This is a genomic window from Chryseobacterium sp. G0162 (assembly GCF_003815715.1).
Taxonomy (GTDB): Bacteria; Bacteroidota; Bacteroidia; order Flavobacteriales; family Weeksellaceae; genus Chryseobacterium.
This window is the reverse complement of the sequence record NZ_CP033922.1, coordinates 1012424-1036419: the sequence shown is the minus strand read 5'-3', so window position 1 is coordinate 1036419 and position 23996 is coordinate 1012424. Positions and strand designations below refer to the sequence as shown.

The window sequence follows — 23996 nt, the reverse complement described above, 5'->3', positions numbered from 1 at the left end:
GTTATTGGAATATTATTATATTTATAACATCATTAAAACTATTTAATTATGAAAAATTTGAAAAAAGTATCAAGAGAACAACTAAAAGCAGTACAGGGGGGTGGAATTATGGATTATCCGAAATGTGGACCTAACAATTAAGATGTTACAGCATAGAATATTGTGATCCTGAATTTTCAGATGATTGTCAATGTGTTTGTGTTAGAATCTAATTCCTGCAAAATATTGAAGCAGGCTCAATTTTAATAAAAAAAGAGACAGTCTGTAAGACGGTCTCTTTTTGTATAGTTTAAAAACATAGCTGCAATATAATGCAGTATGTATTGATCTTATTTGACAATCTGGATTTCAACTGCAGAAAATCCTTTTGGAGATTTCTCCTTTTCAAAAGAAACTTTGTTTCCTTTCTTTACCGGTTCTACACAGTTATTATTGTGGAAGAAGATATTTTCTTTAGAATTATCTTCAGTAATGAAACCATATCCTTTTTCACTAAGGAAGGTAACGATCCCTGTTTTTCTTGGATCTTCCTCAATAATAGGAGCAGCCCCTAATTGAATATCATCAAGGTTTACTTCCTGTCTTTGTTCTGGTGGAGTAGAAGTTAATCTTCCGAATTCATCTACATACATGAATACGTCCTCCGCTCCTTTGTTGTTGTTCGTTTTACGTTCTTCGCGTCTTAGCGCCTTTTCTTTTTGCTTTTGAATTTTTTTCTTGAAATTTTCCTTTTTAGAAAAAGAATCTGCCATAAATTATTTTTAGTATTTAGTTTCTATAAATTGTATTGTTCACTCTGGTCTGCCTTAGACCTTAAAGCCCGTCGATGTTTCCTGTTCTGGGTTTCCCTAATCATACAGAGCTTTAAAATTCCGACAAGTATTGTTCTGGGTAGAAGAATAAAAGTTAAAAATATGGCTGCTCAAAAAGCAAAGACTGAATATATATATTCTAAGTCGTTACAGAAAACAAAGTAGTGACTTTGGTTAATAATATGCAAATATACAACAATAAAATGAATAAAACTGTTTTTAAATGATTGATTATCAGAAATGGATTTTATAGAAACCAGCCCGGATCTCCTTATTTACAGAGGAATAAAGAAGTATTGAGTGATTTTCACAAAAAAATCCTCAGTAAGCTGAGGATTTAAAAAAATATATTAAAAATGAAATGGTGTGTGTTAATACGGGTGGGAAGGTATCAAATGCTGTGCCTAAAACTCACTTTATCAGGAAAAGTTAAGCGTTTGTTTAATATCTAAAACAGGATGCAAACTCTATCTGTCTGGCAGATAATAGGATATTGAGAAAAAATATGTTTATATAAATTTTAAATATTTTACAGGATTTTTAAGCTCTCAATTGAGCCAATCTGAAATTTTGATGAATTCCCGAAAATTTCACCATGTTGAGACCGATGATATTGTCCAACTTTGTTTCATCAACCATTAAAAATTAAAAATAATGTCAACACAAGATGTCAACGGAAAAGTTGTTTTAATAGCCGGAGGAGGTAAAAACCTGGGCGGATTATTGAGTAGAGATTTTGCGGCAAAAGGAGCGAAACTGGCAATCCATTATAACAGTGAGAGTTCAAGAGCTGAAAGTGAAAAAACACTGGCTGAAGTTCAGGCATTGGGTGCTGAAGCATTTCTGTTTCAGGGGGACCTTACCAAAGTAGATAATATTGCAAAGTTTTTTGACGAAACCATTTCCCGTTTTGGCGGAGTGGATATTGCAATTAACACCGTAGGAATGGTATTGAAAAAACCGTTTTCAGAAACTACGGAAGCAGAGTATGATACTATGTTCAATGTGAATTCAAAATCAGCCTATTTCTTTTTACAGGAAGCTGGTAAAAAAATAAATGACCACGGTAAGATTTGTACCATTGTGACTTCATTACTGGCTGCATATACCGGGCTTTATTCCACATATGCAGGCGCAAAAGCTCCGGTAGAGCATTTTACAAGGGCTGCTTCTAAAGAATTTGGAGCCAGAGGAATTTCTGTAACGGCTGTAGCGCCAGGCCCGATGGATACTCCTTTCTTCTACGGGCAGGAAACAGATGATGCCGTTGCTTATCACAAATCAGCCTCTGCACTGGGTGGACTTACCAATATTAAGGACATTGCTCCATTAGTAGAATTTCTGGTCACTGACGGATGGTGGATTACAGGGCAGACAATCTTTGCCAATGGGGGGTACACAACAAGATAAGCTGAAACTTATTAAAAAAAGAAACTCACTGAAAACAACTTTCAGTGAGTTTTTTATGATTTGAGGAAGAAAGACTATAAAGTTTTCATCTTTCCTTTTTCCAATACACTTTTGATAATGAAGAAAAGTCCCAGAAGCACAAAAGGAATACTTAAAAGCTGTCCCATATTTAAGCTCATCCCATGTTCAAATTCTACCTGGTCTACTTTTATAAACTCAATCAGGATTCTCATAATAAAGATTAAAAGAATACTGATCCCGAAATAAAAACCTTTTCCGATTTTAAAGATATTTTTCTTATAAATAAGATAAACAATAAGGAAAATAATAAGATATGAAATCGCCTCATACAACTGAGCAGGATGTCTTGGAAGGTTATCTACCTGATGGAATATAAAAGCCCATGGAACATTGGTAGGAGTCCCGATGATTTCAGAGTTCATAAGGTTGGCAAGTCTGATAAAAACACCTGCCAGCGGAAGAACAATAGCGATGGCATCCAAAACAGTCATTAATGGGATTTTAAACTTTCTGGCATAGATCAGCAGCATAATCATCAACCCAATTCCACCACCGTGACTTGCAAGCCCTGCATAACCGGTAAAGTGATAAGCTCCATCCGGACCTCTCTGGATCGGTAAGAAGATTTCTAACGGATGCTGGGAATAATAATCAAAATCATAAAAGAGACAGTGTCCCAATCTGGCACCCACTAATATTCCGATAAGTGCATATGAAAATAAGGCATCGTGTGCCTGTGCGCTTAGATTTTCTTTTTTATAAATGCTTTTTACAATATTAAAGCATAAAACAAGTCCTGAAAGAAACAACAGGCCATAGTATTTAATAGAAACACCTAAAATATTGACGATCTCAGGATTGACATCCCAGTTGATATATAATAAACTCATTGATATTGTTATCGGATTTTACGTTTGCAAAGATAAGAAAATAGGATTTTTCGATAAATAGATGGGTTTTTGGAATCTTTATGTTTGATTTATAGGTTTTTAATGGTAATTTATGTTGCCTAGCGGGAAGGTGTAATGCATACAAAATCTATGGTTTTTATTCCATGATCCTTATTATATTTGTAATAAACTGATTTGTATGAATAAACTAGTTGTTTTCCTTGCTGGTTCACTTTTATTATTGAGTAATACTTTATATTCCCAAAAAACGATGCCTCAGTCACTCAATAAATGCTATATCTACCTAACATTCGATGATGGCCCACTTAACGGAAGTGAAAATATCAATGATATTATTCTAAAGGAAAAAATTAAGATCAGTGTTTTTATGGTGGGAGAACATGTGATTAAGGATAAACAGATGGATACTTATGCCAAATATTACGATCAGAATCCCTACATTGATGAATATAATCACAGTTTTACTCATGCCAACGATCATTATGAAGCGTTTTATAATAATGTAGACAAATCAGTACAGGACATCGTGTATAATCAGAATTTATTGAAGCTGCCTTATAAGATTGTCCGTCTTCCCGGAAGAAATATCTGGAGATTAGGCGGAAAGTCAAAAAATGATATCACCAATGGAATACAGACTGCAGATCAACTGGCTGCAATGGGGTATAAAGTAGTAGGCTGGGATGTTGAATGGCAACATCGCCCTGCTGACGGAACACCCATTCAAACTGTCAACGATATGTATACTTCTGTTCAGAAACTCTGTAGTTCTGATAAAACATTTACTAAGAATAATGTGGTGATGCTGATTCATGATGAAATGTTTCAAAAAAGCTGGGAAGAATCAGAATTAAAAGAATTGATTGATCTTCTAAGGGCAAATCCCAATTATAGCTTTGAACAGATGAGGTTTTATCCCCAATAAAAGTCATGTAATTTAAAATCATTCTTGAATAAACATTTTATAACTTTAAACTGAGTTTGGAAAGAAGACGATTTTAAAGTTATATATCTTTCGATTCCAGACTTATATTTAAAATAACACCAACACACAGATTATTGTATGCATCATCAACTGGAAAAGCACTATGTAAATAGAGTGGGCTGGCTTCGGGCAGCTGTTTTGGGAGCTAATGACGGACTGCTATCTACTACAAGTATTGTCATTGGTGTGGCAGCAGCAGAACCTGAGCGGCATATCATTATCTTGGCTGCTTTGGCAGGAATGATTGCAGGAGCAATGTCTATGGCTGCTGGAGAATACGTTTCTGTAAGCTCACAGGAAGATACTGAAAAGGCAGATCTGATCCGGGAGCAAAGGGAACTTGAAGAAATGCCGGAAGTAGAACTAAGGGAATTGGCTAAGGTCTATGAAAGAAGGGGGTGTACGAAAGAAACAGCAATGCAGGTTGCTATTGAACTTACAGAGCATAATGCATTGGAAGCGCATGCCCGTGATGAACTTGGAATCAATGAAATTACTCAGGCAAAACCTTTACAGGCAGCAATCGCTTCATTCGGATCATTTGCAGTAGGAGCATTATTACCATTTACCGTTTCTCTTTTAGCTCCTATCAAGCAGATGGTATATTTTCAATATGGTTTTTCTATTATATTTCTGATGCTTTTAGGAGCAATCTCAGCCAGAGCAGGAGGTTCCAGTATTAAAATAGCAGTGTTGAGAATCTGCTTCTGGGGTACGGTAGCTATGGGAATTACTGCTTTGGTGGGGCATCTTTTCGGGGTGAATATATCCTGATCAATAATGAACTTTTAGATACGTGTTAAAGAAAAATGCCAAGAGTAAGTATGTGATTTTCAGATTATATTTATCCTAACAAGTGTTAGTCGTAGTATTACTACACTTTTTTAAATTTCTTATCAATTTGTATTTTGCTATTGCAATTAGATCTATATTTGGTGATATAAAACAACAAATCACACAATATTAACGATTAAAATTTACAATCATGGCAGAAAGAAATTCAAGAGGAATTTTAAAATTCAACAACGGAGAAGGACAAAAATTATTAAAGCTTAACTACAGCGTATCAAGATCTACAGACGTTTCAGGACGTGTAGCATCAGATCCTTCTAACGCTCTTATCAAAATCACAGTGGAAGCAACAGAAAAATCAGACATTCTTGAAAGCTTGCTGAACGGAAAGTACAAGCCAACTGTAGGAGAAATTACCTTCAATAAATCTCACGAAGAAGGAACATTAACAACATTAAAGTGGCAGAATGGATACGTGATTCAGCACGAAGTAGACTTCGATGCAGTAGACGAAAACAGTATGTATATTACTTTTGTTGTAAGTGCAGAACAGATTGATCTGGGGAACTCTGCTTATCACGGAGCTTGGCCTAGCGCGTAAGAACCTGGTCACTTAAAAAAATCAAGTACATATAAAACAGAATGGTACAATAGATACTGTTCTGTTTTTTTGGCTCTGATGAATAAGTCAGAATCCAGAAAAATACTCTTATCAGTTTTCTGTAATTGTTAAAATAAATCGGGTAAAAGTGGATTTTATATTGTAAAAAATTTATAATTTTATAGAAAGGATATTATTTTTTAGATTTTTTTTCTGAAAATAAAAGCCTGTCAAACACCTTGCATTAATATGAATAAAAATACCTCGAATTCCGAAAAGATTTCGGAGAATCATATTCCTGGAATCAACCGTGTGGTGAAGCTGGATATCGTGATTGAAGGCAAAATACTCAAACATTTCAAACACTTCCGCTTACAGCAGAGTGTAAAGAAACACCATAATTTTGAACTGACATTGGCACATGATACCTTAGATGGGGTACAAAACCATGATCTGGAAGAAGCTCAGCAGTTTTTAGGAAAACGTTTGACTGTAGTTTTTAAATATAAAGATGTAGAAGGAAGCCCTGAAAGAACTTTTGTAGGGGTTATTACAAAAGTAGGATTCAGTCAGGAAAATCACAGTCTTGGAAATATTGTCCTGAAAGGATACAGCCCCACCATTCTTTTGGATGCTGCTCCTCATACCCAAAGTTTTGGGGGTGACCAGCCTGTCAATATGGGAATTATTGCTACCGACGTTATAAAACAAGGGATCGAAAACAGTAAATTTGATGTAAAAGTGAATGCTAAAGCATCTGCTCAGATTCTTTACAGTTCCCAATACAACGAGACCCACTACAATTATCTTTGCAGAATGGCAGAAGCTTATGGTGAGCAATTCTTTTATGACGGTGAAATCCTTCATTTCGGAAATATGCCGCCTCAAAATAAAGCTGTAGAACTCATCTATGGAAGCAATGTTTCTGATATTAATGTAGAAATGAAAGCTGTTCATATCAAGCCTCGATTTTATGGATATAACAGCAGTTCCAATACGAAACTTATTTCAGGAGAAACTCCCATTAAACATGTAGGAAATCTGGCAAAAACAGCCTATCAGAATAACGATAAAATCTTTAAGACTTCATCATTGCAGGTTGCTCCTATAAAGGCAGCCACCGATATGGACGTGGTGATTTCTCAAACCAGTACTGCCGGAAGCAGAGCGGTTGATGTTTTTACCGTTTCAGGAGGGACTACCATCCCGTTTTTACATCCGGGATGTGTTGCGGACATCAAAATGCGGAAAACCGACAGTAATCAAACCTCTTATTTTACCAAACTGATGGTCACAGAAGTGACTCATGAAGTAGATACACTGGGGCGTTATAAAGGAAGGTTTGAGGCGATCGCTTCAGATACAGGGTATATTCCGACTCCGGATTTTACACTGCCCATTGCAGAACCTCAGATCGCAACAGTTATATCCAATACAGATCCGCTGGGGCAGGGAAGAGTTACCGTAAGATTCGATTGGCAGCTGAATGATACTACCAATTTTATACGAATGATGGCTCCCGATGCCGGAGGAACAGATCAGATCACTCAAAACAGAGGATATGTAGCCATCCCTGAAGTAGGAGATCAGGTAATGGTAGGTTTTGTACACAATCATCCGGACCGTCCTTTTGTCATGGGCGGAATGTTTCATGGTGGTACAGCTATGGGAGGTGGTGTGGATAATCACTTAAAATCCATACAGACAAGAAGTGGAATCCGGGTTTTGATGAATGATGCTGAAGGAAGTGTTACCATCATTGATCCTAGTGGAAATAATTATTTCATGGATGGAAAAGGAAATATCATCGTGACAGCTCCAAAGAATATGACATTCAATGCAGGGGAAAATCTTACCATAAATGTTGGACAGGATATGAAGACCACGGTAGGAAATGATAACGCCATTAATATTACCAATAACCATAAGTTTACTTCAAGGAATTATAAACAGACCATTAATGAAAATAAAACCATTAATGTAACGGGTGATTTGAAAGAAACTACTTCCACAACCACTCATAAAGCAAAGAATGGCGACATTTTGTTACAAAGCTCGGGAGTGGCTAAAATGCTAGGGAAGATAGATGCCAAAGTGAATAAAGGATAAATATATGTTGAAAAAAGGACTTATTGCTCTGTTCTTATCTGTAGTTTTTGTCATCCTCACTGGTATCATTACATTAAGTGTTATGGATCTTACCGGGTATAGTGACGGTGATTGCGGCTGGTTGGCTGTATGGCTTTGCGGTGCTTTTCTACCCGTATTGTTTTTTCTGCCATTTATAATAGCAGCTCAGAAGAAGAAAAAAGGGATAGGTGATTTTACATTATTCGGTATCTATTCAGGGGGTATAGGTTTTATCATCATATCCGTGATCCTGTTAATTATAGTTCCCCGACTATGCTCTTGAAAACAGAAATTGTTGTGTAAAAATTAATTATGTATGGTAGTGGAGTACATAATTACTTTATAAGATTGTAAGAATGAATAAAATATTAAAATATCTCTTAAGCTTTTTATTTTTTACCCAGATGTCGTGTCAGGAAAAAAAAGCTCCTAAAAAAACTGAAACTATGACAAAATATGAATGGACTGAAGGAACTTCTGCTCCTCTGGGATATCCGATGGAAGTATATAAAGGAGGGATAGAATGTGAAGGTGGAGAATGGGTAAGTTTAGGCTTTGGGATGATACCTGGAAATGGTGCCTGGGGCTCCATCAATCATGGGATGGGAAATGGTTTTAAAAGTCTTCCTTCCCGACTGGATTTTGTATGGATATCTTATATGGAAAACCAGTTTTACATGATCGATACTACCATTGATATTGCTAAAATTAAAGAATACTTCAGTAAAGGGTATGAAACAAAAGTGACGAATGGAAGTGGTGAGACTGAACATTTAAATTATGATGAAATTGGCGTTGGAATGGCTCCCGGAGGTGTAGTAGTAGTTTGGATAGCCGGCGTCGGAATTCAGAAGGAAGTAGGACGGTATCAGGCTAAAAAAGTAACAATTCCGGAATCAGAAATTGCCCAGTTGGATAGCCATCAGAACCGTTTCTGGAGGAAAGATTACCTTGATGATGTGTTTAATAATGGTAAGGTTATCCCTGCAGAGGTAAAAGAAAAAAATAAAGGAAAAGCTATTCCATTTGGTTTATGGGATACCTATAGAATCCGATACAGCTGGAAACCTGTTTTCGAGCTGCCGGAAAATGCCAAGCTCAATTCATTAGTTAATGTTAAGGTATCTACAATTAATGGAGAAAAAGAACAATTTGACACGGCAAAAAACATATTGGCAGTAAATGAACAAAGAGCCATCCCGGTAAGGATTATGTTTGACTATATAGGAGCGGATCATAAAATGTATGGTGCTCACTGTGACCTGAATGAAAACTCAGGTTTGGAAGCTTTTAAAGCAGTGTTTGGTGATGATCCTGATTCAACTAAAGCGGACATTATCGTTAAGGTTAATGAGGCTAACAGCTATTTCACAATAAAGCTAAGAGGTGAAAATGGTAAAGAAGCCTTTATAAAGACTGATAAAGTAGAGGTTTTCTAAAAACAAAACTATGGGAAAAACTTTTGTATACAACACAGGCAATCCTAAAACTCCTCTAGATGAGCTGTATCTGGAATTCGGAGTATTCTTTGATGGTACTCTGAATAATTTGAAAAACAGCGAATTAAGGATGGATTACAGGGATGGAAAGAATAAAATGAGCAGTACTGATACGGATGATCAGATCAAGGAAAAAGAAAAGGCAATTAAAGAGACAAGAATCTTACAGGAAGAAGAATATGAAAGACTGAAAAAGAAAAAGATGCTGGATGATAATTCTGAATATCATCAGTATCTTAAATCTAGCCATCAGGGATGGTTGGATAAAAAGGGGGTTGATAATAGTTTTAGTAACGATTATACCAATGTCGCCAGAATGTATAAATGTTGCCAACAGACTACCTATGGAGTGTATGTAGAAGGAATCGGAACACTGGATAATAACAGAGATGTAGATGATGGATTTCAATATGGGTCCGGTAAAACCGGAGTGCGGGGGAAAGTAAGGAAAGGATGTGAAATGACCGCTGACCGCATTAAAAAACTTATTGCTGAGACAAATGGTAAAGTAAAATTAATGAAAATTACCATTGATACTTTTGGGTTTAGTCGTGGAGCTGCTGCTGCAAGAAATTTTGCTTACGAAATCAATGGAAATAAAAGACCCAAAGATGTTGAGATCAAAAAATCGAGAAAGATCATAGGATATACTCAGGTTAATTCTCCTTATGGTCCGGCAGCGATTCCTGAATATGGAGATATCTGGATAGATAAAGATAATATTGAAGTAGATCCGAAATATATCAAAGATGGTAAACTTCCAAAATTTGGTTTTCTGGGATATTATCTTTTAAGTAAAAAAGTTTTATCTGAGCAACAACTTGAAGACTTAGATCTTGATGTTCGTTTTATCGGGGTATATGATACGGTATCTTCTTATGAAGAATTTGGTGATATGGGAGGGCTCAGACGTGTAGGATGGGAAGGGATGAAGCATTCTGCTTTAGGACCTAAATACAATTTCGGAGATGATATAGAGCAGTTACAGCTCAAAAATCCGGGGCCTTACTTTAAGGCTGTTCATTTTACAGCAGCCAATGAGCACCGGGAAAATTTTTCATTAACGAAGTTTCCGGGAAGTATTGAAAAAGAATTTTCCGGAGTACACTGCGATATTGGTGGTGCTTATGAAAACGGAACAGAGAAAGTGGATGAAATAGAAACTTCCAATCACAAACCCGTATGGTTTCTCAATAAACGCAGACAACAACTGATTGATGAATATTGGTTTGATGGTAATCAGATCGAAATCAATAATAGCTTCCTGAATGTCCTTACCTTAGGAGGGGTGTACCGTAAAATAACCGGAACCCGATTTCTAAGGAAAGAATACAGCTATATCCCTTTGCATTTTATGGAAGAACATGGTGAAAATCTGTACGATCACCAGTTAATGACGAAAACAGAGACTACTTTTTCCATAGAAAATGATAAATATTTGCCTCATGCAAAAGATCTTTTACATGGCTATGTATTTGAGAATGATGGTAAATGGGATTTCAAATCTGATGAACAGGTTGAAAAAGAAAAACAAGAGAAAGCATTGCAAAGACTGCTACATCCTGAGCCAGTACAGGAACCTGATCCGCAAGAACCTCCTGAAGAAAAGTTGGATGAAAACGGGAATAAAATGAAAACGACAACATTGGAAGAAGTGACGGTTACCGCTTATCATCCGCAAACATTATTACGGATTATACGTAAGCAATACCTTCACTGGTCGGCCAACAGAGACTGGATGGGAATGGATCCCAATAATGATTATCAAAGAATAATATATTAAATATGATACCCAATATATTGCAGAACTTCCATCAGAAAACGTACAGACTGGAAAACATTGTAACCGAACAGAAAAATCCTGCTTACAAAATCACCAAAAGCTATGCCAGGCAGGTTGAGGTCTACTACCTTGGAAAAGTAAAGGAAGAATATCGGTTTCAGCTTTTGGTGGTAGAATTTGATTTTTCTGATGATGAAGATGCAATGGGAAAATTTATTAAAAAAATAAGCTATCTGTTTGATGAAATAGAATGCAGGGTAGATGATGAAGGGAATATTACCGCAATAGATAATTTACTTTTCTTACGGTTAAGATGGGCAAAAATTCAGGCACATTTGTCTGAGACGCATAAAGGCGATGCTGTAGACCGCTATTTCAGCCAGATCAGTGATTTGTTGGAGGATGAGACAAAGCTGATCGTCTTTTTAGGAAGTTATAAAATGTTTGGATTGCTTTTTAATGGCTTATTGAATTCATTTGATACTAAAATGAAAAGAGAATCTTCCGAAGGCTTTACAGAAATCATAAATCCTGTAAAAGACGGGAATATATTGGCTTTGAAAATATCTGCCGAAAACCTGGAAGAATCAAACATTGAACAATTCAGAGGGTTGTTTGTCTGGAAGGAAGATCGATATGAAGAAGGTTTCATAGAAATTAAAAAACAAAATTCTCATTTAAAACATTCATTATTATGGATAGGGTAAAGAATGAAGGAGAGGGAAATACTCCTGAAACTCAGAATCAGGCTCCTGCTCAGGATAATGAGCAACAGAAGGCAGAGAACAGTAAAAAACTGGACGATCAACGTGCAAAAAATGAAGAGAAGGATAAAACTGAAGAAGGTCTATTGTTGGCTATAGATGGAGCAAAAATTAAATTCAATGCGCATTTGGGAACATTCAAAGTGTTGAATAATGTACCGACCACGCAAGACAAACTTACCGGGACTGTAGTAGAAAAACAGATCCCCAATTTTATCTTTGATGATGGCTTTCAGATGATTTCTCTTACAGAGTGGCAGGATTTTGGAACTGCAAAAGTTCAGGAAAACTATGTGCTGTTAAAAAAATCCACTTTACCGGGAACAGGCAAAATGCCAGGTAACATACCGCCTGAGACAGGAAAAATAGAATTTGTAACCTCCGGACAGGTCAATGCTCCGGAAAGTATTGATGGAAAAGGGGCACCTGTACCGGATCCGGAGGAAGATAAAAAATGCTATTGCGAGAAAGAATTTACAGAAGAAGATATTAAAGGGTTTTATAACTCAAAGAAATTATTTACAGCTAAAAACTGTCCATTGCCAGAGGATAAGAAAAGCTATACAGAATTCACAAAGGCACTGAATAAAGCCATGAAAGATAATGATATAAACAGTTGTCTTCGTAAAGCTCATTTTCTGGCACAGGTGGAAGCGGAAACAGGACTGGATACCACCTTAGAATATGCTGATGGCTGGGATTACGACCCTACCACGCATCTTGAAAATTATAATAAATACCTCTTATTCAAAAAAGATAAGATAAAATATAAAGAAAATGGTACGGCCCGAATATTGAGAGGTCATAACAGGTATCTTGAATGCTTAAGCCGTGAGAACGATACAAAAGGAGACGGTCCGAAATATAAGGGAAGAGGATTAATTCAGCTAACATGGAAAGATACTTATAAAGCATATTTTGCAAAGATCAAGAAACCGGACACTCAGGACCCGGATATTGTAGCCAATGATTTGGAACATGTATGTAATTCGGCTGCATGGTACTGGAGAGAACGCTCATCATGGGGTGATTTGAATAAATTTGCTGATACCGATGATTTTATCTCAGCAGCAGTTGGGGTAAATGGAGGATTGACAGGATTTACACATAGAAAGGAAAACCTAAAAAGGATTTTGAAGAATATGAAAGTAAAGGATAACTGTAAAAATCAGAAAATAGAAAATCTGGGAGTTTATACTTACGATACAAGTGCCATAAAAGACACCAAGTGGGGGAAAAGAGAAAAAAACAAAAAAGAAATACAGGAATATGATGATAAAGAAAATTAATATATTAAGTATAGTATTTTTATCTACCTTTTTCTCAGCTCAGGAGGTTGTAGGGGATTTTAATAATGATAAAATTGATGACACTCTTATGTATAAATGTTATAAGGTTGGAGAAATTAAGGAGATTAACGAGCCGACCTGTAAAGCGACTTTGGTACTGGGTAAATCAAAAAAGAATTATAATTTTAATTTAAATTATGTCTCTTCTCCTGTTATCAGTAATTGTGGCCCCGGATGTATTATATTGTATGATGCCTCTGCTGATACAGAATATATACAAGAATACACCTATTTCCCTAAATATAACAATTGGATATTAACCAAAGATGAGACGCTCTATAAAGATGAAAACGGGAAAATAGAAAATAATCTTCCGAAAAATTTTTTGTTGTCTATTGACAATAAAAAATATCCAATAAAAAAAAATACTAAGGTTTCAAAAAGAAAGGTATCCAAATAATATAAATAGCTTGATGAAAGAACAGTATTATAAATCCTAAATGTTGCATTCCATGTATCATTATGAATTTTAAAATAAAAATAATACAGTTTTTTATTCTGAGTAGCATTAGTATTCATGCTCAGGAAATAAAGATTTTAAATAAGACGTTGAAGAATTATATTATTATTCATCAGAAAATAACTGACGATAGTACCTTTGTCTCCATAGACAGAACAGAAAATATGTGGCTGGGCAAAAATGTAAGCATAAAAACGGTTAATTACTGGAGTAATGTTCCAATAGAGATTACTGCATATTGTTGCAAAAAAAATACGTTGATACTCAAACGAGCCTTCCTTGGAAATAATATTGTTGGTGATAAAATTTATTTTAGGAAAAATAAGGAGAAATATTACTTTAATGCCCTGAAAGAGTTTGAACAAAAAGGAGAGCAATGGTAATATACAGAAGTAAGAATACAGTTTAGAAAAAAATATTCACTGGGTTAAAAAACAGAGTCAATAAAGCATATAAAACAAAATTCCTGAGACATCCTCAGGAATTTTTATATTTAAATTAAATATGATCATTATCTCAGAAACGATGAGGTTGTGTTGATTGCTTTACTTTTTTCCAGCGCAGCTTAATGAAAAGCAGATCTATGTGTTCATATAATTTTATAAGCTCAGGGGTGCCATGATTATCATGATCATGTACTTTTTTAGGTTTTCTTTTAGAAAAATAAATTTCAAGATCGGTAGAAGGAAAGTCGACATACCCAATGTTTCCATAAGACTTCTTTAGCGTAGTAAAATCCATGTGGGTAATTACTTCCCAGTCTAGATAGCCCAACGTTGAGGTGTAATCACCATTCATGTTCTTGGGTATATTTCTTCGGGCATTCAGTTCAACTTTACCATTTTTATGAATAATGATCGTATAAGTAGGGCAATCCCCAGTCATACAATCATTCTTTTTAATGATGATCTTTTCTACGGAATTATTGGAATTTGTTTTTTTCTGACTGTTGCAGACAGTAGCGAGTAAAAGAAAAATAAATGAAACGAAATATTTCATATGGTAATCTGTGTTGGTGTTGAAAATGAGGTTAAAGATACAATAATATGGGGAAGATAAAAGAGATGAAAGAATGGGAAAAGATTATTTGAGTGGCCACGAATATTTTTGTATGATAATGGACGAATATTTAAATTAAAGTTTATCTCTAAGCTTAATTTTAATTTATATATTGCGCTCCGATTTATATAATATGGAAAATACTTAACGAAAATTTAAAGAAAAAAGAAATCGGAGGAGATATAAGCTCCCAAATGCTAATTTTTGTGTCCAAAATACAATTCTTTCTTTTATTTTATGTCTAAAACTAAACTAATAACGGTAACCACATTTCTATTTTTAATTTTTTCAAGCTCTTATGGTCAGGATAGAACTATTGATTCTTTGAAGAAGGTTTTGCAGAATTCGAGAATTCATGATACAACCAAGCTGATGGGGATTGCTACTGTCATGGACCAAATACCGGCTAATGATAAGAGAGTACAGATCTTGAATGAGATGATGGGAAAATTGGCTTCGAAAAATTTAAAAAGTACAAACTCGCAGGATTTACATGTAAAATACACCAAATATCAGGCTGCTTATTATTCCAATCTAGCAGGACAATGTACCTTAAAAAGAGATGTAGTAGGAGCTGTGTCTAATATGGATAAAAGTATGTCATTGTTTAAATCCGTAGGAGCCTATGACGAAATGAATTATCTGATGGTGAATAAAGGTATCTTTTATTCTCATATTAATGATAAGGAAAGAGCTGTACAGTGTTTGTTTACCGCACTAAGGTATTTTGAGAAAAATCCGGAGAAAAATCCGGATGGAATTTCCTATATAAATAATACATTGGCAACCCTGTATGGAGACCAGAAAATGTATGATAAAGCCATTGCTTACTCGAAAAAAACCATTGATTATTTTAATTCCAAGAAAAAGCTGGCTGGAGAAGATGAATACCGGTTGAGTGAAGCATTGGTCAACTGCGGGACCTTCTACCTATCTTCAAAGAGATATGAAGAAGCTCTCAGTTATTTTAATAAAGCACTTTCTTATTTCAGGAAGGTGAAAAATGAGGCTTTTACCGGGATATGTCTGGGCAAAATTGCACAGGTAAAAATGGCGGAAGGAAAATACGAGGAAGCCGAATTCTTTCTGAAAGAAGCTCTTAAAAATAATGATGACGAACTATCAAAAGCCAATACTTATATCAATTTAGGAGATTTATATTACCGGAAAAAAGAACTGAATAAATCAGAATCCTTTTTGTTAGAAGGCTTTCATATAAGTAAGAAAATCAAGAATTTACAGCTTCAGGAAAACGCTTCAGATTTGCTGCTGAAAGTACTCAAAGAAAATAATAACTTCAAGAAAGCGCTGGAAATATATGAATTTCAGGCTAAGTTAAATGATTCCAGTAATATGGAAGCTTCAAAAAATGCATTAGCACAACAACAACTCAAATATAATTTTGAAAAAAAACAATTAGATACCGAAAAGAAAACAGCGGTTAAGAACAACTGGCTGATTGCGGTTTCAGGAATCTTACTATTAGTAGTATTGGGCGGATATTTTTACTACCGAAATAACAAACAGAAGCAAAAAATTACGATTCTTGAAAAAGACAGAATAAAACAAAAGCTCTTACTTTCTCAAATGAATCCGCATTTTATTTTCAACTCAATAGATAACATTCAGAGCCTTATTATCAACGGGAAAGAAACTATTGCAATATCCTATTTGAATAGTTTTTCTAAATTAACAAGACAAATTCTGGAAAATTCTAATGAAAACTATATCTCTTTACAAGAGGAAATTGATATGGTTGAAAATTACTTATCCATACAACAGCTCCTTTATAATAACAGGTTTAATTATAGCATTAATATGGTAAATGTATCTGATACAGAATCTTATTTTATACCACCAATGCTAACACAGCCGTTTATAGAAAATGCCATTAAACACGGGATTAGAAATAAGGATGAGAAGGGAATGATTGACATAGTTTTTTCTTTTAATCAAGAGAAATTAATTTTTGAAATAACTGATAACGGGTTAGGGTTTAATGATGAGAAAAAACAGTCCGGACATAAATCAATGGCTATGAAAATAACCAAAGAAAGATTACTGAACTATACCCAGAATAAAGATTTTGAAGTCAGCTCAGAAAATAAAATTGATGCAGAAGGAAACATAAAAGGAGCCAAAATTGTATTTGAAATACCCTACATTCACGAAAACTAATACACCATGTTAAGAGCCATTGTAATTGATGATAATCAGGAAATCAGAAAGAAAAATTGTACTTTAATTAAAGCCAATTGTCCTAATATTACAATAATTGGTCAGGCAAATTCTGTAGAATCCGGAATTGAAATAATCAGACAGTTATCACCCGATATAGTTTTTCTGGATATTGAAATGCCAGACGGTACCGGTTTCGACTTACTTCAAAAGCTAAGTCCCATTACCTTTAAAACAATCTTCATTACAGGGTATGAAGACTTTGCCATAAAAGCGTTCCGTTTTTCTGCTATTGACTATTTATTAAAGCCATTAAATGCCGGTGAATTGGTGGAAGCCGTAAAAAAAGCTGAAGAACTACTGAGTAAAGAAATTTTTGATATAAAACTCAATAATTTATTTGCCAATCTTGAACGTCCGAAGAATCTTCAAAATTTAATCCTGAAAACTTCAGATAAGATCTATTCCGTTAATATCCAGGATATTGTCAACTGTGAGTCGGATAAAAATTATACTACTTTTTACTTTATTAATGCACCTAAACTGGTGGTTTCTACCAATTTAAAGGAATATGAAAGCCTATTGACACCCTTTAATTTCTTTAGAACGCACCAATCGCATTTAATCAATATGGCCTATTTTGATCACTATATCAAAACAGATGGCGGGAATACCGTTGTGATGAAAAACAAGGTGGCCATTCCACTTTCGGTACGAAAAAAAGAAGACTTTCTTCTTTTGCTGCAAAACCTTCAGGTTTAATTATTTTGAACAGATTTATTTAAAAAACCAACGAATTTCCTCTCAATTCCGGCAAATATTCATTTGTCGGAATTATCATGATGTTTTATCCTATTATTGCATTGTAAAGATGGAAAAATAACAAGTATAAAGTCATAGATCTTTAATTGTTAAGTTCCTAAGAAAAAACAAAAACTAATAACCTTATCCCAGGCTCTGATTTTATGGAGTTTGGGATTTTTCTTTTATAAAATATCAGAAGCCGAACGAATTTCCTCCAAATCCCTACGAATATTCATTCATTAAAATTATGATTTTCTTTTGATTTATCATTGCATTGTAATTCTATTAAAGGATAGTTTATCAGTACAATAAAAAACAATATCATATGAAAAAACAAACTTTACTGTTTGGGTTGTTACTATTATCGTTTAGTAATACCAATGCTCAGCTGCTCAACAAAATTATGAATGCAAAAACTCAGGTGTCTCAAGCATCGAAGGTAGTAGAAAAAGGAGCAGAAATTGTCAAAGGAGACAAAAACAAAAAGGGAAGCAGTTCAGCGGGGTTAAAATTAGATTGGAGTACTTTCAAGCAGACTCCGGCTGTTACTTTCAACTCCCTTCTTTATGGAACTACTGCAGGAACAATTGATAGCTATACAGCAACTTTTATCCCTAATAAAACAGTAGACGGAAGAACGGTAAGTCCAATCACTGATCAGGCGGAATATTTAAGAATTAAGGTATATAAAAATAATCAATACATGAATTATTTTGAATATTCCGGGGATCAGGTTTTTGATGATGGTAAGAAAACGAAATTCAATGCACCGAGCAGCCGCTACAAACGTGATGGTGAATTTGTGGGAAGATCTGAATCGTTTATAACACAATGGGGACCAGGAAATTACAGGCTAGATTTTTATGCTGGTGATAAAATGTTTTATTCATTTGATTTTGAATTGGTTAAGTTAACGAATAATGACCCTTATGCAGCTATCAATGAAATGTATGTGACGCGTGGCCCATGGAATAATTTTGCCTACATAAATTATGCTGATACAGGAAATCTGGTGTTTGGATATTATATCACTCACGAAGAGTTTCAGCCCAATCCTGCGAACAACAGAAAAACCAACAAAAGCGTAAAATGGTCTGTAAAAATGTTTAAAGACAATAAACCGTATGCGCAGAATTATGGGAATGGTCCAAGTACGGCTCAGGTAGAGCAGGGAAAATGGAACGATGTCTCTTGTGCCTTCAAACTCATTGATAAGCCTGGTGAAGTTAAATTTTCGAGCCTTACGGACGGTGCTTACAAAATTGAACTTTCAGTAGAAGGAGAAAATAAGCCTAGAGTGTACAATTTTACTGTTAAAGATAAAAGAATCGTTCAGATTCCGGAGCAGGATAGAAGCAAAAATACTGATCCAACCAGATTAATTGAAGGGTGGAATGACTTCTTTTGGTTAAAATTGGAAAAATAATCACTTTTTCCATCAGTATCTTATGGAGTAAAAGTAACATCAGATAATAAACTCAGAGAATAAGTGCTGACTGCACTTATATGAATTATAAAAAAATTACATTTGAAAAAGTTCATACAGAATTAAATTAAAAATGGATACATTATCAATAATAGATATGATATTAATGTTTTTAGGATTTGCAAATACAGCTTGGATTGGGATACTTTATGTGTTATCACAAAGCATAGTTGGAGAAACTAGAGTTTCAAAGAAGGTAGGAACAACAAATGAAAAAATAAATGAACGCCTTGAAAAAAGAAAATTAATTTCGAATAAATTATTAAAGAACTGATCTGAGATGAGGAGAATAGGCTGCATAGGATGACCAATATTTTATACAGCAACAAGACATTTTTTAATAAGGTAAAGTCCTTCTGAAGATTTTCAGAAGGATTTTTTATGGATGTGGGATCTTTGTTTTTTATGTGGTTAAACCAGCCATTAATATTTTACTATATTTGTGTCAGTGGAAAGGTGGATTATAGGGAAACAAACTGATTTATTGCATTATATAAAGATAGCGGGTCTGTTTTTAATGTTATCCCTTTTGTTTATTCATAAAGCAGATTATAGTAGATTCTCCACAACGGTTTTAAATATTTTTCAAACCAATTCCAATCAGAAATGTAACAAGATTTATCTTGAAGAAAATAATAAAACTCCAATAAAATGCAATAGCAATTATTGTTCAAATTTCTCACTCTTTTTTACAGCTTCTTTTCCTTCTTTTGGATTTGAAAAATTTATAGGTAAAGAAGTGGGTGACCGATTCTTTTTGTATGATGATCCGCTCTATTGTTCGTTTTTTAACTCTATCTGGATTCCCCCTAAAATTTAACTTAATCGTAAGATGCAATTAATAAGGATCTTACATTGTAAAATTTTTCCGGACAATACAACAATTATATCATTCAGGATTACATGATTCACCAAGGTTCATGGGGTAAACCTGTGACTATGAATAGGTAATCAAAAAAAGAATTTAAAAAATGAAAAAAATAATATCAAACTTCGAAAAAAACAGCAGCAACATTTACATCATATGCAGGATTTTAATTGGTCTGTTCTTCTTTATTGCAGGATTTAATAAACTCTTTCACCCTATATTTCAGGGATACATGTTCAATACCATCAGTAGTATAGGATTTCCTTTTCCTCAGTTTACTGCCCATTTCACGGCTTTTTGTGAATGTATATTCGGTTTATTCTTAATGCTGGGTTTTTGGACACGAATAAGTTCTGTGTTTTTAATCATTATCATCCTGGTTGCTTTGTTTACCCACGATCTGAATTCAATTCCTAAGGAACTGAATCCTATTAAGGAGGAAACAGGAATCTATGCAATGGATCCTTTTACATGGCTGAGTTACTTCCTTTATCTGCCTCAGACATTATACCTGATGTTTTTGACGCTATTTCTGTTTGAAGGGTGTACAGGATTGGGGATTGACACTTTGAGGAAGAAAATTCATAACAAGTAAGTAAATATTCATTGAAAAGAGGCTGTCTCAAAAGGGCAGTCTTTTTTATACCTGTAGTGAATGCAGCGGCAACGATTGTTGATAATAGTAAGAAAGGGTTGATTTTATGCTTGAAATCTTGAGGCTAAATAAACATAAAAAATTGCAATGGAAATGCTAAGGCTTAATTTGTTTTTACAATTATGTATTGCTTAAAAGTAATGAAAAAGTTATTCTGAAAAAATAAACCATTAAAGTTCAGAATTTTCAGAATAACTTTTTAAACTCGCACAATTGCTGAGGTTCTGTTCTTTTCATAGCCTTATTTTTGATCTCTATTCATTCCAAACATGGAATCAATCATTTTATTAGCTACTTCCCAAGCGTCTTTAAAGCTGTCTATTATTTCATTCCAACCTCCCACAAGGTCGTCTTTGATTAATAGTTGAAACCATCCTTCCTGAGTTGCATCTTCATTGTTTCGCTTTTGGGTTTCAATGTAATTTTTGGCATGTTCTACCAAATCCATTTTGCTCTGTTCTTCTTGATTGGTGTTTTCTGAATTCATGGGTGTGTTATTTTATAAGTTTATCTCAAAGTTAGGAATATTTTGAAATGTTTTTATTATTATGACTAAATAACTAAATCCTAATTTGAAAACCGATTCTCAATTTTTACACAAAATAAATTGCAAGAAATAGAAATTAAAGGATTTATAGGTTTTATAAATAATTTTGATATTGTGAATATAAATTCACTAATTTAGGTTATGATTTAAGCGAAATACAAAAAGCTTAACCCATAGTAAGAACCAAAAAAAACTAATTATTATGAAAAATCTAAAAGAACTTTCAAGAGAAAACCTAAAAAATATACAGGGAGGATATACTCCAGAATGTGTAGCGAGTATGTATTCTTTTGGTTGCCAGCTAAACCCAGGGCCTGGTTTAACGTATATATCTGTTCCCGGTTGTCCAGGTGTTAAACGATATTGTATGATAGAAATAAATGAGGATTAACGGGAAAGTATTTCTTAAAAATCAAAAACCTCTGAAAATCAAATGATTTCAGAGGTTTTTTGTACCCAGGACCGGGATCGAACCGGTACTCCTAAGAACTGGTGTTTGAGACCAGCGCGTCTACCAATTCCGCCACCTGGGCTTGATGTTTACTCCAAACGTGTTGTTTGTTTCAAATTGGTGTGCAAATATAGGAACTTTTTTCAATGTTCAAAAGCTTTTTGAAGAAAAATTTTTAAAAATTAAGTTCCAAACCATCGTAGGCAAGGTGCATTCCCGATGGAAGTTGTTTATCTTCAATATCATGCAAGCCTAAATGGTGACTAATGTGAGTTAAAAATAATTTTTTAGGTTTTAGTTCTTCGAATAGTTTTATAACATCGGGAAGGATAAAATGAGCCGGATGTGGATCAAATTTTCTGATGCAATTTAAAATCAAGACATCCAGATTCTTTAATTTTTCTTTCTCGGTATCAGAAATAAAACCTGCATCCGTAATATAGGCCAGGTTTTTAAACTTATATCCAAAGACACTTATTTTAAAATGGATTACCTCAATAGGGGTCACTTCCGTGTCCAAAACCTGGAACGGTTTGTTTTCAATTTCATGAAGTTCAAAAGCCGGAGCTCCCGGATATCTTACATCTGCAAAAGCATAAGGAAAACGGTTTTTAATCTCATGTGCTACCCTTGAATAACAATAGAGTGGAACATCCTTTCCGCTTTTAAAAATAAGCGGACGCATATCATCTAATCCAATTACATGATCGTTGTGCTCATGAGTAATCAGGGCAAGATCTACCGTATGCTCATGGTTAGTAAGCATTTGCTGCCGGAAATCCGGACCACAATCAATGAGTATTTTTTTATTTTCATCCGTTGTTACCATAACGGAAGAACGAAGACGTTTGTCTTTGGGATTTTCGGAAATACACACCTCGCAGGTGCAGCCAATAACGGGTACACCCTGGGAAGTACCGGTTCCTAAAAATTTCAACTTCATTTTGTTTTGAGGTTGGTTTAATTTTGGTAAATTTACAAAAAATTTAATGTCCTAATGTATCAGAAACTAACTCCTAAACAAAAAGCATTAACAATTAATCTAGATCCTACTATTTATGGTACTTTCGCAGAAATTGGAGCAGGGCAGGAGACTGTTCGTCACTTTTTTAGAGCAGGGGGAGCTTCCGGTACGATTGCTAAAGCGATGTCTGCTTATGACAAAGATTTTAGTGATGCCATCTACGGAAAAGAAGTAAAAAACAGGTATGTTACCCAAAATAGACTTCGTAAAATGCTCCGTTATGAAGTAGCATTGATCGAAGAGAGAATTTCAAGGGATAACAATCCGGACAGAAAGTTCTTTTCCTATGCCAATACAGTAACCACCATCAACTTCGACAAAACAGTAAAAGGCCACGGCTGGGTGGGAATCCGTTTTCAGACTAAAGAAAATGAAGATTACAACGAAATCGTAATCCATGTGAAATTCAAAGAAAATGATGCTACCCTTCAGCAGGAAACTCTGGGAAATCTGGGTGTAAACCTTATTTTCGGTGCTTTTAATTACTTTGATAATCCAAGAACTTTAGTAGAATCTTTATACGACGATATTGCAAAAGACAACCTTGAAATTGATATGATCGATTTCAGCGGGCCTGCTTTTTCTTATGTTGATAACAGATTGATGTCTCTTCAGCTGGTGAAGAACGGAATGACTGATGCGGTGATCTTCAATTCTCAGGGAAACAATATGCTTCCTGCAGATGTTTTGTATAAGAAAAATATCTTTGCGGTAAGAGGAAGTTTCAGGCCTGTAACGAAAGTAAACATTGATATGCTTCGAAACGGGATGGATATGTTTTTTAAAGACGCTATCTGTACTCATGAAGAAACCGAGGTCCTTATTGAAATTACGATTTCCAACCTTCGGGCAGATGGAGATATTGATGAAAGAGACTTCCTGGATAGAGTAGATATCCTGGGCAAATTAGGATATACTGTTATTATTTCAAACTTCTCGGAATACTATAGACTGATTGATTACTTTGCTTCCTACACCACTGGAGATATCGGAGTAGCGATGGGGGTAAACAATTTATTGATGGTATTTGATGAGAAATACTATAAAAATCTTTCAGGAGGAATTCTTGAGGCATTCGGTAAGTTTTTCCGAAACGGAATGAGAGTTTACCTGTATCCTTATAAAGATCCTGAAACTCATCAGCTATTGGATTCTACCAATCTTAAAGTAGAAGAAAATCTTAAGGAGTTGTATAAATATTTCATGCGAAACAAACGTATTGTAGATATTACAAACTATAATCCTGAGTTCTTGGAAATCTACTCAAGAGAGATTTTAAGAAAAATAGCATGTTGCGTTAAAGGCTGGGAAACACAAGTTCCGGAAGGCGTAGCAGAAATGATTAAAGAGCGTGGAATGTTCGGTTATAAAGAAGAACTTCCTTTAAAACAATTCTCTTAAAAATTA

The 23996-nt window shown here is 34.7% G+C and carries 25 protein-coding genes and 1 tRNA gene; 20 read left to right on the top strand and 6 right to left on the bottom strand.

Translation table 11 applies throughout. From position 1 onward, the window contains the following. Nucleotides 1-48: 48 nt before the first annotated feature. Nucleotides 49-141 carry a bacteriocin-like protein gene (locus EG344_RS24500; protein ID WP_410493994.1) on the top strand — a complete coding sequence of 31 codons (93 nt, stop codon included), beginning with the start codon at nucleotides 49-51 and terminating at the stop codon, nucleotides 139-141. Nucleotides 142-329: 188 nt separating this feature from the next. Here EG344_RS24500 and EG344_RS04765 read toward each other — a convergent pair whose 3' ends face one another. Beyond that, nucleotides 330-752, bottom strand: coding sequence for a cold shock domain-containing protein (locus tag EG344_RS04765; RefSeq protein WP_047420468.1), 423 nt, complete (start codon nucleotides 750-752; stop codon nucleotides 330-332). A gap of 714 nt (nucleotides 753-1466) precedes the next feature. Between EG344_RS04765 and EG344_RS04760 the strand changes: the two genes are divergently transcribed. Beyond that, a complete protein-coding gene (locus EG344_RS04760; RefSeq protein ID WP_123859524.1) occupies nucleotides 1467-2222 on the top strand; it encodes an SDR family oxidoreductase in 756 nt (251 codons plus the stop codon). Nucleotides 2223-2296: 74 nt separating this feature from the next. Here EG344_RS04760 and lgt read toward each other — a convergent pair whose 3' ends face one another. After that, entirely contained in the window at nucleotides 2297-3133 is an 837-nt protein-coding gene (gene lgt, locus EG344_RS04755) for a prolipoprotein diacylglyceryl transferase (RefSeq protein ID WP_123908552.1), read from the bottom strand. Nucleotides 3134-3332: 199 nt separating this feature from the next. Here lgt and EG344_RS04750 point away from each other — a divergent pair, with 199 nt between their 5' ends. The 11 genes from EG344_RS04750 to EG344_RS04700 all read left to right on the top strand — a co-directional run bounded on the left by EG344_RS04750 (nucleotide 3333) and on the right by EG344_RS04700 (nucleotide 13900). Next, on the top strand, nucleotides 3333-4079 hold the full coding sequence (locus EG344_RS04750; protein WP_123908551.1) for a polysaccharide deacetylase family protein: 747 nt from the start codon (nucleotides 3333-3335) through the stop codon (nucleotides 4077-4079). Between the two features lie 138 nt (nucleotides 4080-4217). Beyond that, nucleotides 4218-4913: a VIT family protein gene (locus tag EG344_RS04745; RefSeq protein ID WP_123859527.1), complete on the top strand. Its 696-nt coding sequence runs from the start codon at nucleotides 4218-4220 to the stop codon at nucleotides 4911-4913. A 211-nt stretch (nucleotides 4914-5124) separates the two neighbouring features. Further along, nucleotides 5125-5532, top strand: a complete 408-nt coding sequence (gene tssD / locus EG344_RS04740) for a type VI secretion system tube protein TssD (RefSeq protein ID WP_123859528.1) — start codon at nucleotides 5125-5127, stop codon at nucleotides 5530-5532. A 249-nt stretch (nucleotides 5533-5781) separates the two neighbouring features. Continuing rightward, nucleotides 5782-7641 (top strand): type VI secretion system Vgr family protein, encoded by a 1860-nt coding sequence (locus EG344_RS04735; RefSeq protein ID WP_123908550.1) that lies wholly within the window; start codon nucleotides 5782-5784, stop codon nucleotides 7639-7641. A gap of 4 nt (nucleotides 7642-7645) precedes the next feature. Beyond that, entirely contained in the window at nucleotides 7646-7945 is a 300-nt protein-coding gene (locus EG344_RS04730; protein WP_123859530.1) for a hypothetical protein, read from the top strand. 163 nt (nucleotides 7946-8108) lie between these two features. Next, nucleotides 8109-9101, top strand: coding sequence for a DUF2931 family protein (locus EG344_RS04725; protein ID WP_262697854.1), 993 nt, complete (start codon nucleotides 8109-8111; stop codon nucleotides 9099-9101). A 10-nt stretch (nucleotides 9102-9111) separates the two neighbouring features. Then, nucleotides 9112-10944 carry a phospholipase effector Tle1 domain-containing protein gene (locus EG344_RS04720; protein ID WP_123908549.1) on the top strand — a complete coding sequence of 611 codons (1833 nt, stop codon included), beginning with the start codon at nucleotides 9112-9114 and terminating at the stop codon, nucleotides 10942-10944. A gap of 2 nt (nucleotides 10945-10946) precedes the next feature. Continuing rightward, nucleotides 10947-11651 carry a hypothetical protein gene (locus EG344_RS04715; protein ID WP_123859533.1) on the top strand — a complete coding sequence of 235 codons (705 nt, stop codon included), beginning with the start codon at nucleotides 10947-10949 and terminating at the stop codon, nucleotides 11649-11651. Next, nucleotides 11639-12997, top strand: a complete 1359-nt coding sequence (locus tag EG344_RS04710; RefSeq protein WP_123859534.1) for a glycoside hydrolase family 19 protein — start codon at nucleotides 11639-11641, stop codon at nucleotides 12995-12997. The genes EG344_RS04715 and EG344_RS04710 overlap by 13 nt, the downstream gene beginning before the upstream one ends. Beyond that, a complete protein-coding gene (locus tag EG344_RS04705; protein ID WP_123908548.1) occupies nucleotides 12978-13457 on the top strand; it encodes a hypothetical protein in 480 nt (159 codons plus the stop codon). The genes EG344_RS04710 and EG344_RS04705 overlap by 20 nt, the downstream gene beginning before the upstream one ends. Before the next feature lie 62 nt (nucleotides 13458-13519). Beyond that, nucleotides 13520-13900, top strand: a complete 381-nt coding sequence (locus tag EG344_RS04700) for a hypothetical protein (RefSeq protein ID WP_123908547.1) — start codon at nucleotides 13520-13522, stop codon at nucleotides 13898-13900. A 133-nt stretch (nucleotides 13901-14033) separates the two neighbouring features. Here the strand turns inward: EG344_RS04700 and EG344_RS04695 are convergent, their stop codons facing one another. Further along, entirely contained in the window at nucleotides 14034-14516 is a 483-nt protein-coding gene (locus EG344_RS04695; protein WP_123908546.1) for a DUF6438 domain-containing protein, read from the bottom strand. A gap of 297 nt (nucleotides 14517-14813) precedes the next feature. Here EG344_RS04695 and EG344_RS04690 point away from each other — a divergent pair, with 297 nt between their 5' ends. From EG344_RS04690 to EG344_RS04670, 5 genes are all read left to right on the top strand, one after another. Continuing rightward, nucleotides 14814-16754, top strand: a complete 1941-nt coding sequence (locus EG344_RS04690; protein WP_123908545.1) for a tetratricopeptide repeat protein — start codon at nucleotides 14814-14816, stop codon at nucleotides 16752-16754. Between the two features lie 6 nt (nucleotides 16755-16760). After that, nucleotides 16761-17516, top strand: coding sequence for a LytR/AlgR family response regulator transcription factor (locus EG344_RS04685; RefSeq protein ID WP_123908544.1), 756 nt, complete (start codon nucleotides 16761-16763; stop codon nucleotides 17514-17516). 367 nt (nucleotides 17517-17883) lie between these two features. Further along, the gene (locus tag EG344_RS04680) at nucleotides 17884-18984 is read left to right on the top strand and encodes a hypothetical protein (protein WP_123908543.1); all 1101 of its coding nucleotides are present in this window, start codon (nucleotides 17884-17886) and stop codon (nucleotides 18982-18984) included. 133 nt (nucleotides 18985-19117) lie between these two features. Further along, the gene (locus EG344_RS04675; protein WP_123908542.1) at nucleotides 19118-19318 is read left to right on the top strand and encodes a hypothetical protein; all 201 of its coding nucleotides are present in this window, start codon (nucleotides 19118-19120) and stop codon (nucleotides 19316-19318) included. Nucleotides 19319-20015: 697 nt separating this feature from the next. Beyond that, nucleotides 20016-20507: a DoxX family protein gene (locus tag EG344_RS04670; RefSeq protein ID WP_123908541.1), complete on the top strand. Its 492-nt coding sequence runs from the start codon at nucleotides 20016-20018 to the stop codon at nucleotides 20505-20507. 301 nt (nucleotides 20508-20808) lie between these two features. Here EG344_RS04670 and EG344_RS04665 read toward each other — a convergent pair whose 3' ends face one another. After that, the gene (locus EG344_RS04665) at nucleotides 20809-21054 is read right to left on the bottom strand and encodes a hypothetical protein (RefSeq protein WP_123908540.1); all 246 of its coding nucleotides are present in this window, start codon (nucleotides 21052-21054) and stop codon (nucleotides 20809-20811) included. A 262-nt stretch (nucleotides 21055-21316) separates the two neighbouring features. Between EG344_RS04665 and EG344_RS04660 the strand changes: the two genes are divergently transcribed. Continuing rightward, a complete protein-coding gene (locus EG344_RS04660) occupies nucleotides 21317-21505 on the top strand; it encodes a bacteriocin-like protein (protein WP_123908539.1) in 189 nt (62 codons plus the stop codon). A gap of 62 nt (nucleotides 21506-21567) precedes the next feature. Here EG344_RS04660 and EG344_RS04655 read toward each other — a convergent pair. Together EG344_RS04655 and EG344_RS04650 are read right to left on the bottom strand one after the other, a co-directional pair. Further along, nucleotides 21568-21647, bottom strand: a tRNA-Leu gene (locus EG344_RS04655). Between the two features lie 93 nt (nucleotides 21648-21740). Continuing rightward, entirely contained in the window at nucleotides 21741-22508 is a 768-nt protein-coding gene (locus EG344_RS04650; protein ID WP_123908538.1) for an MBL fold metallo-hydrolase, read from the bottom strand. Between the two features lie 54 nt (nucleotides 22509-22562). Here EG344_RS04650 and EG344_RS04645 point away from each other — a divergent pair, with 54 nt between their 5' ends. Then, nucleotides 22563-23990, top strand: a complete 1428-nt coding sequence (locus tag EG344_RS04645; protein ID WP_123908537.1) for a TonB-dependent receptor — start codon at nucleotides 22563-22565, stop codon at nucleotides 23988-23990. Nucleotides 23991-23996: the final 6 nt, after the last annotated feature.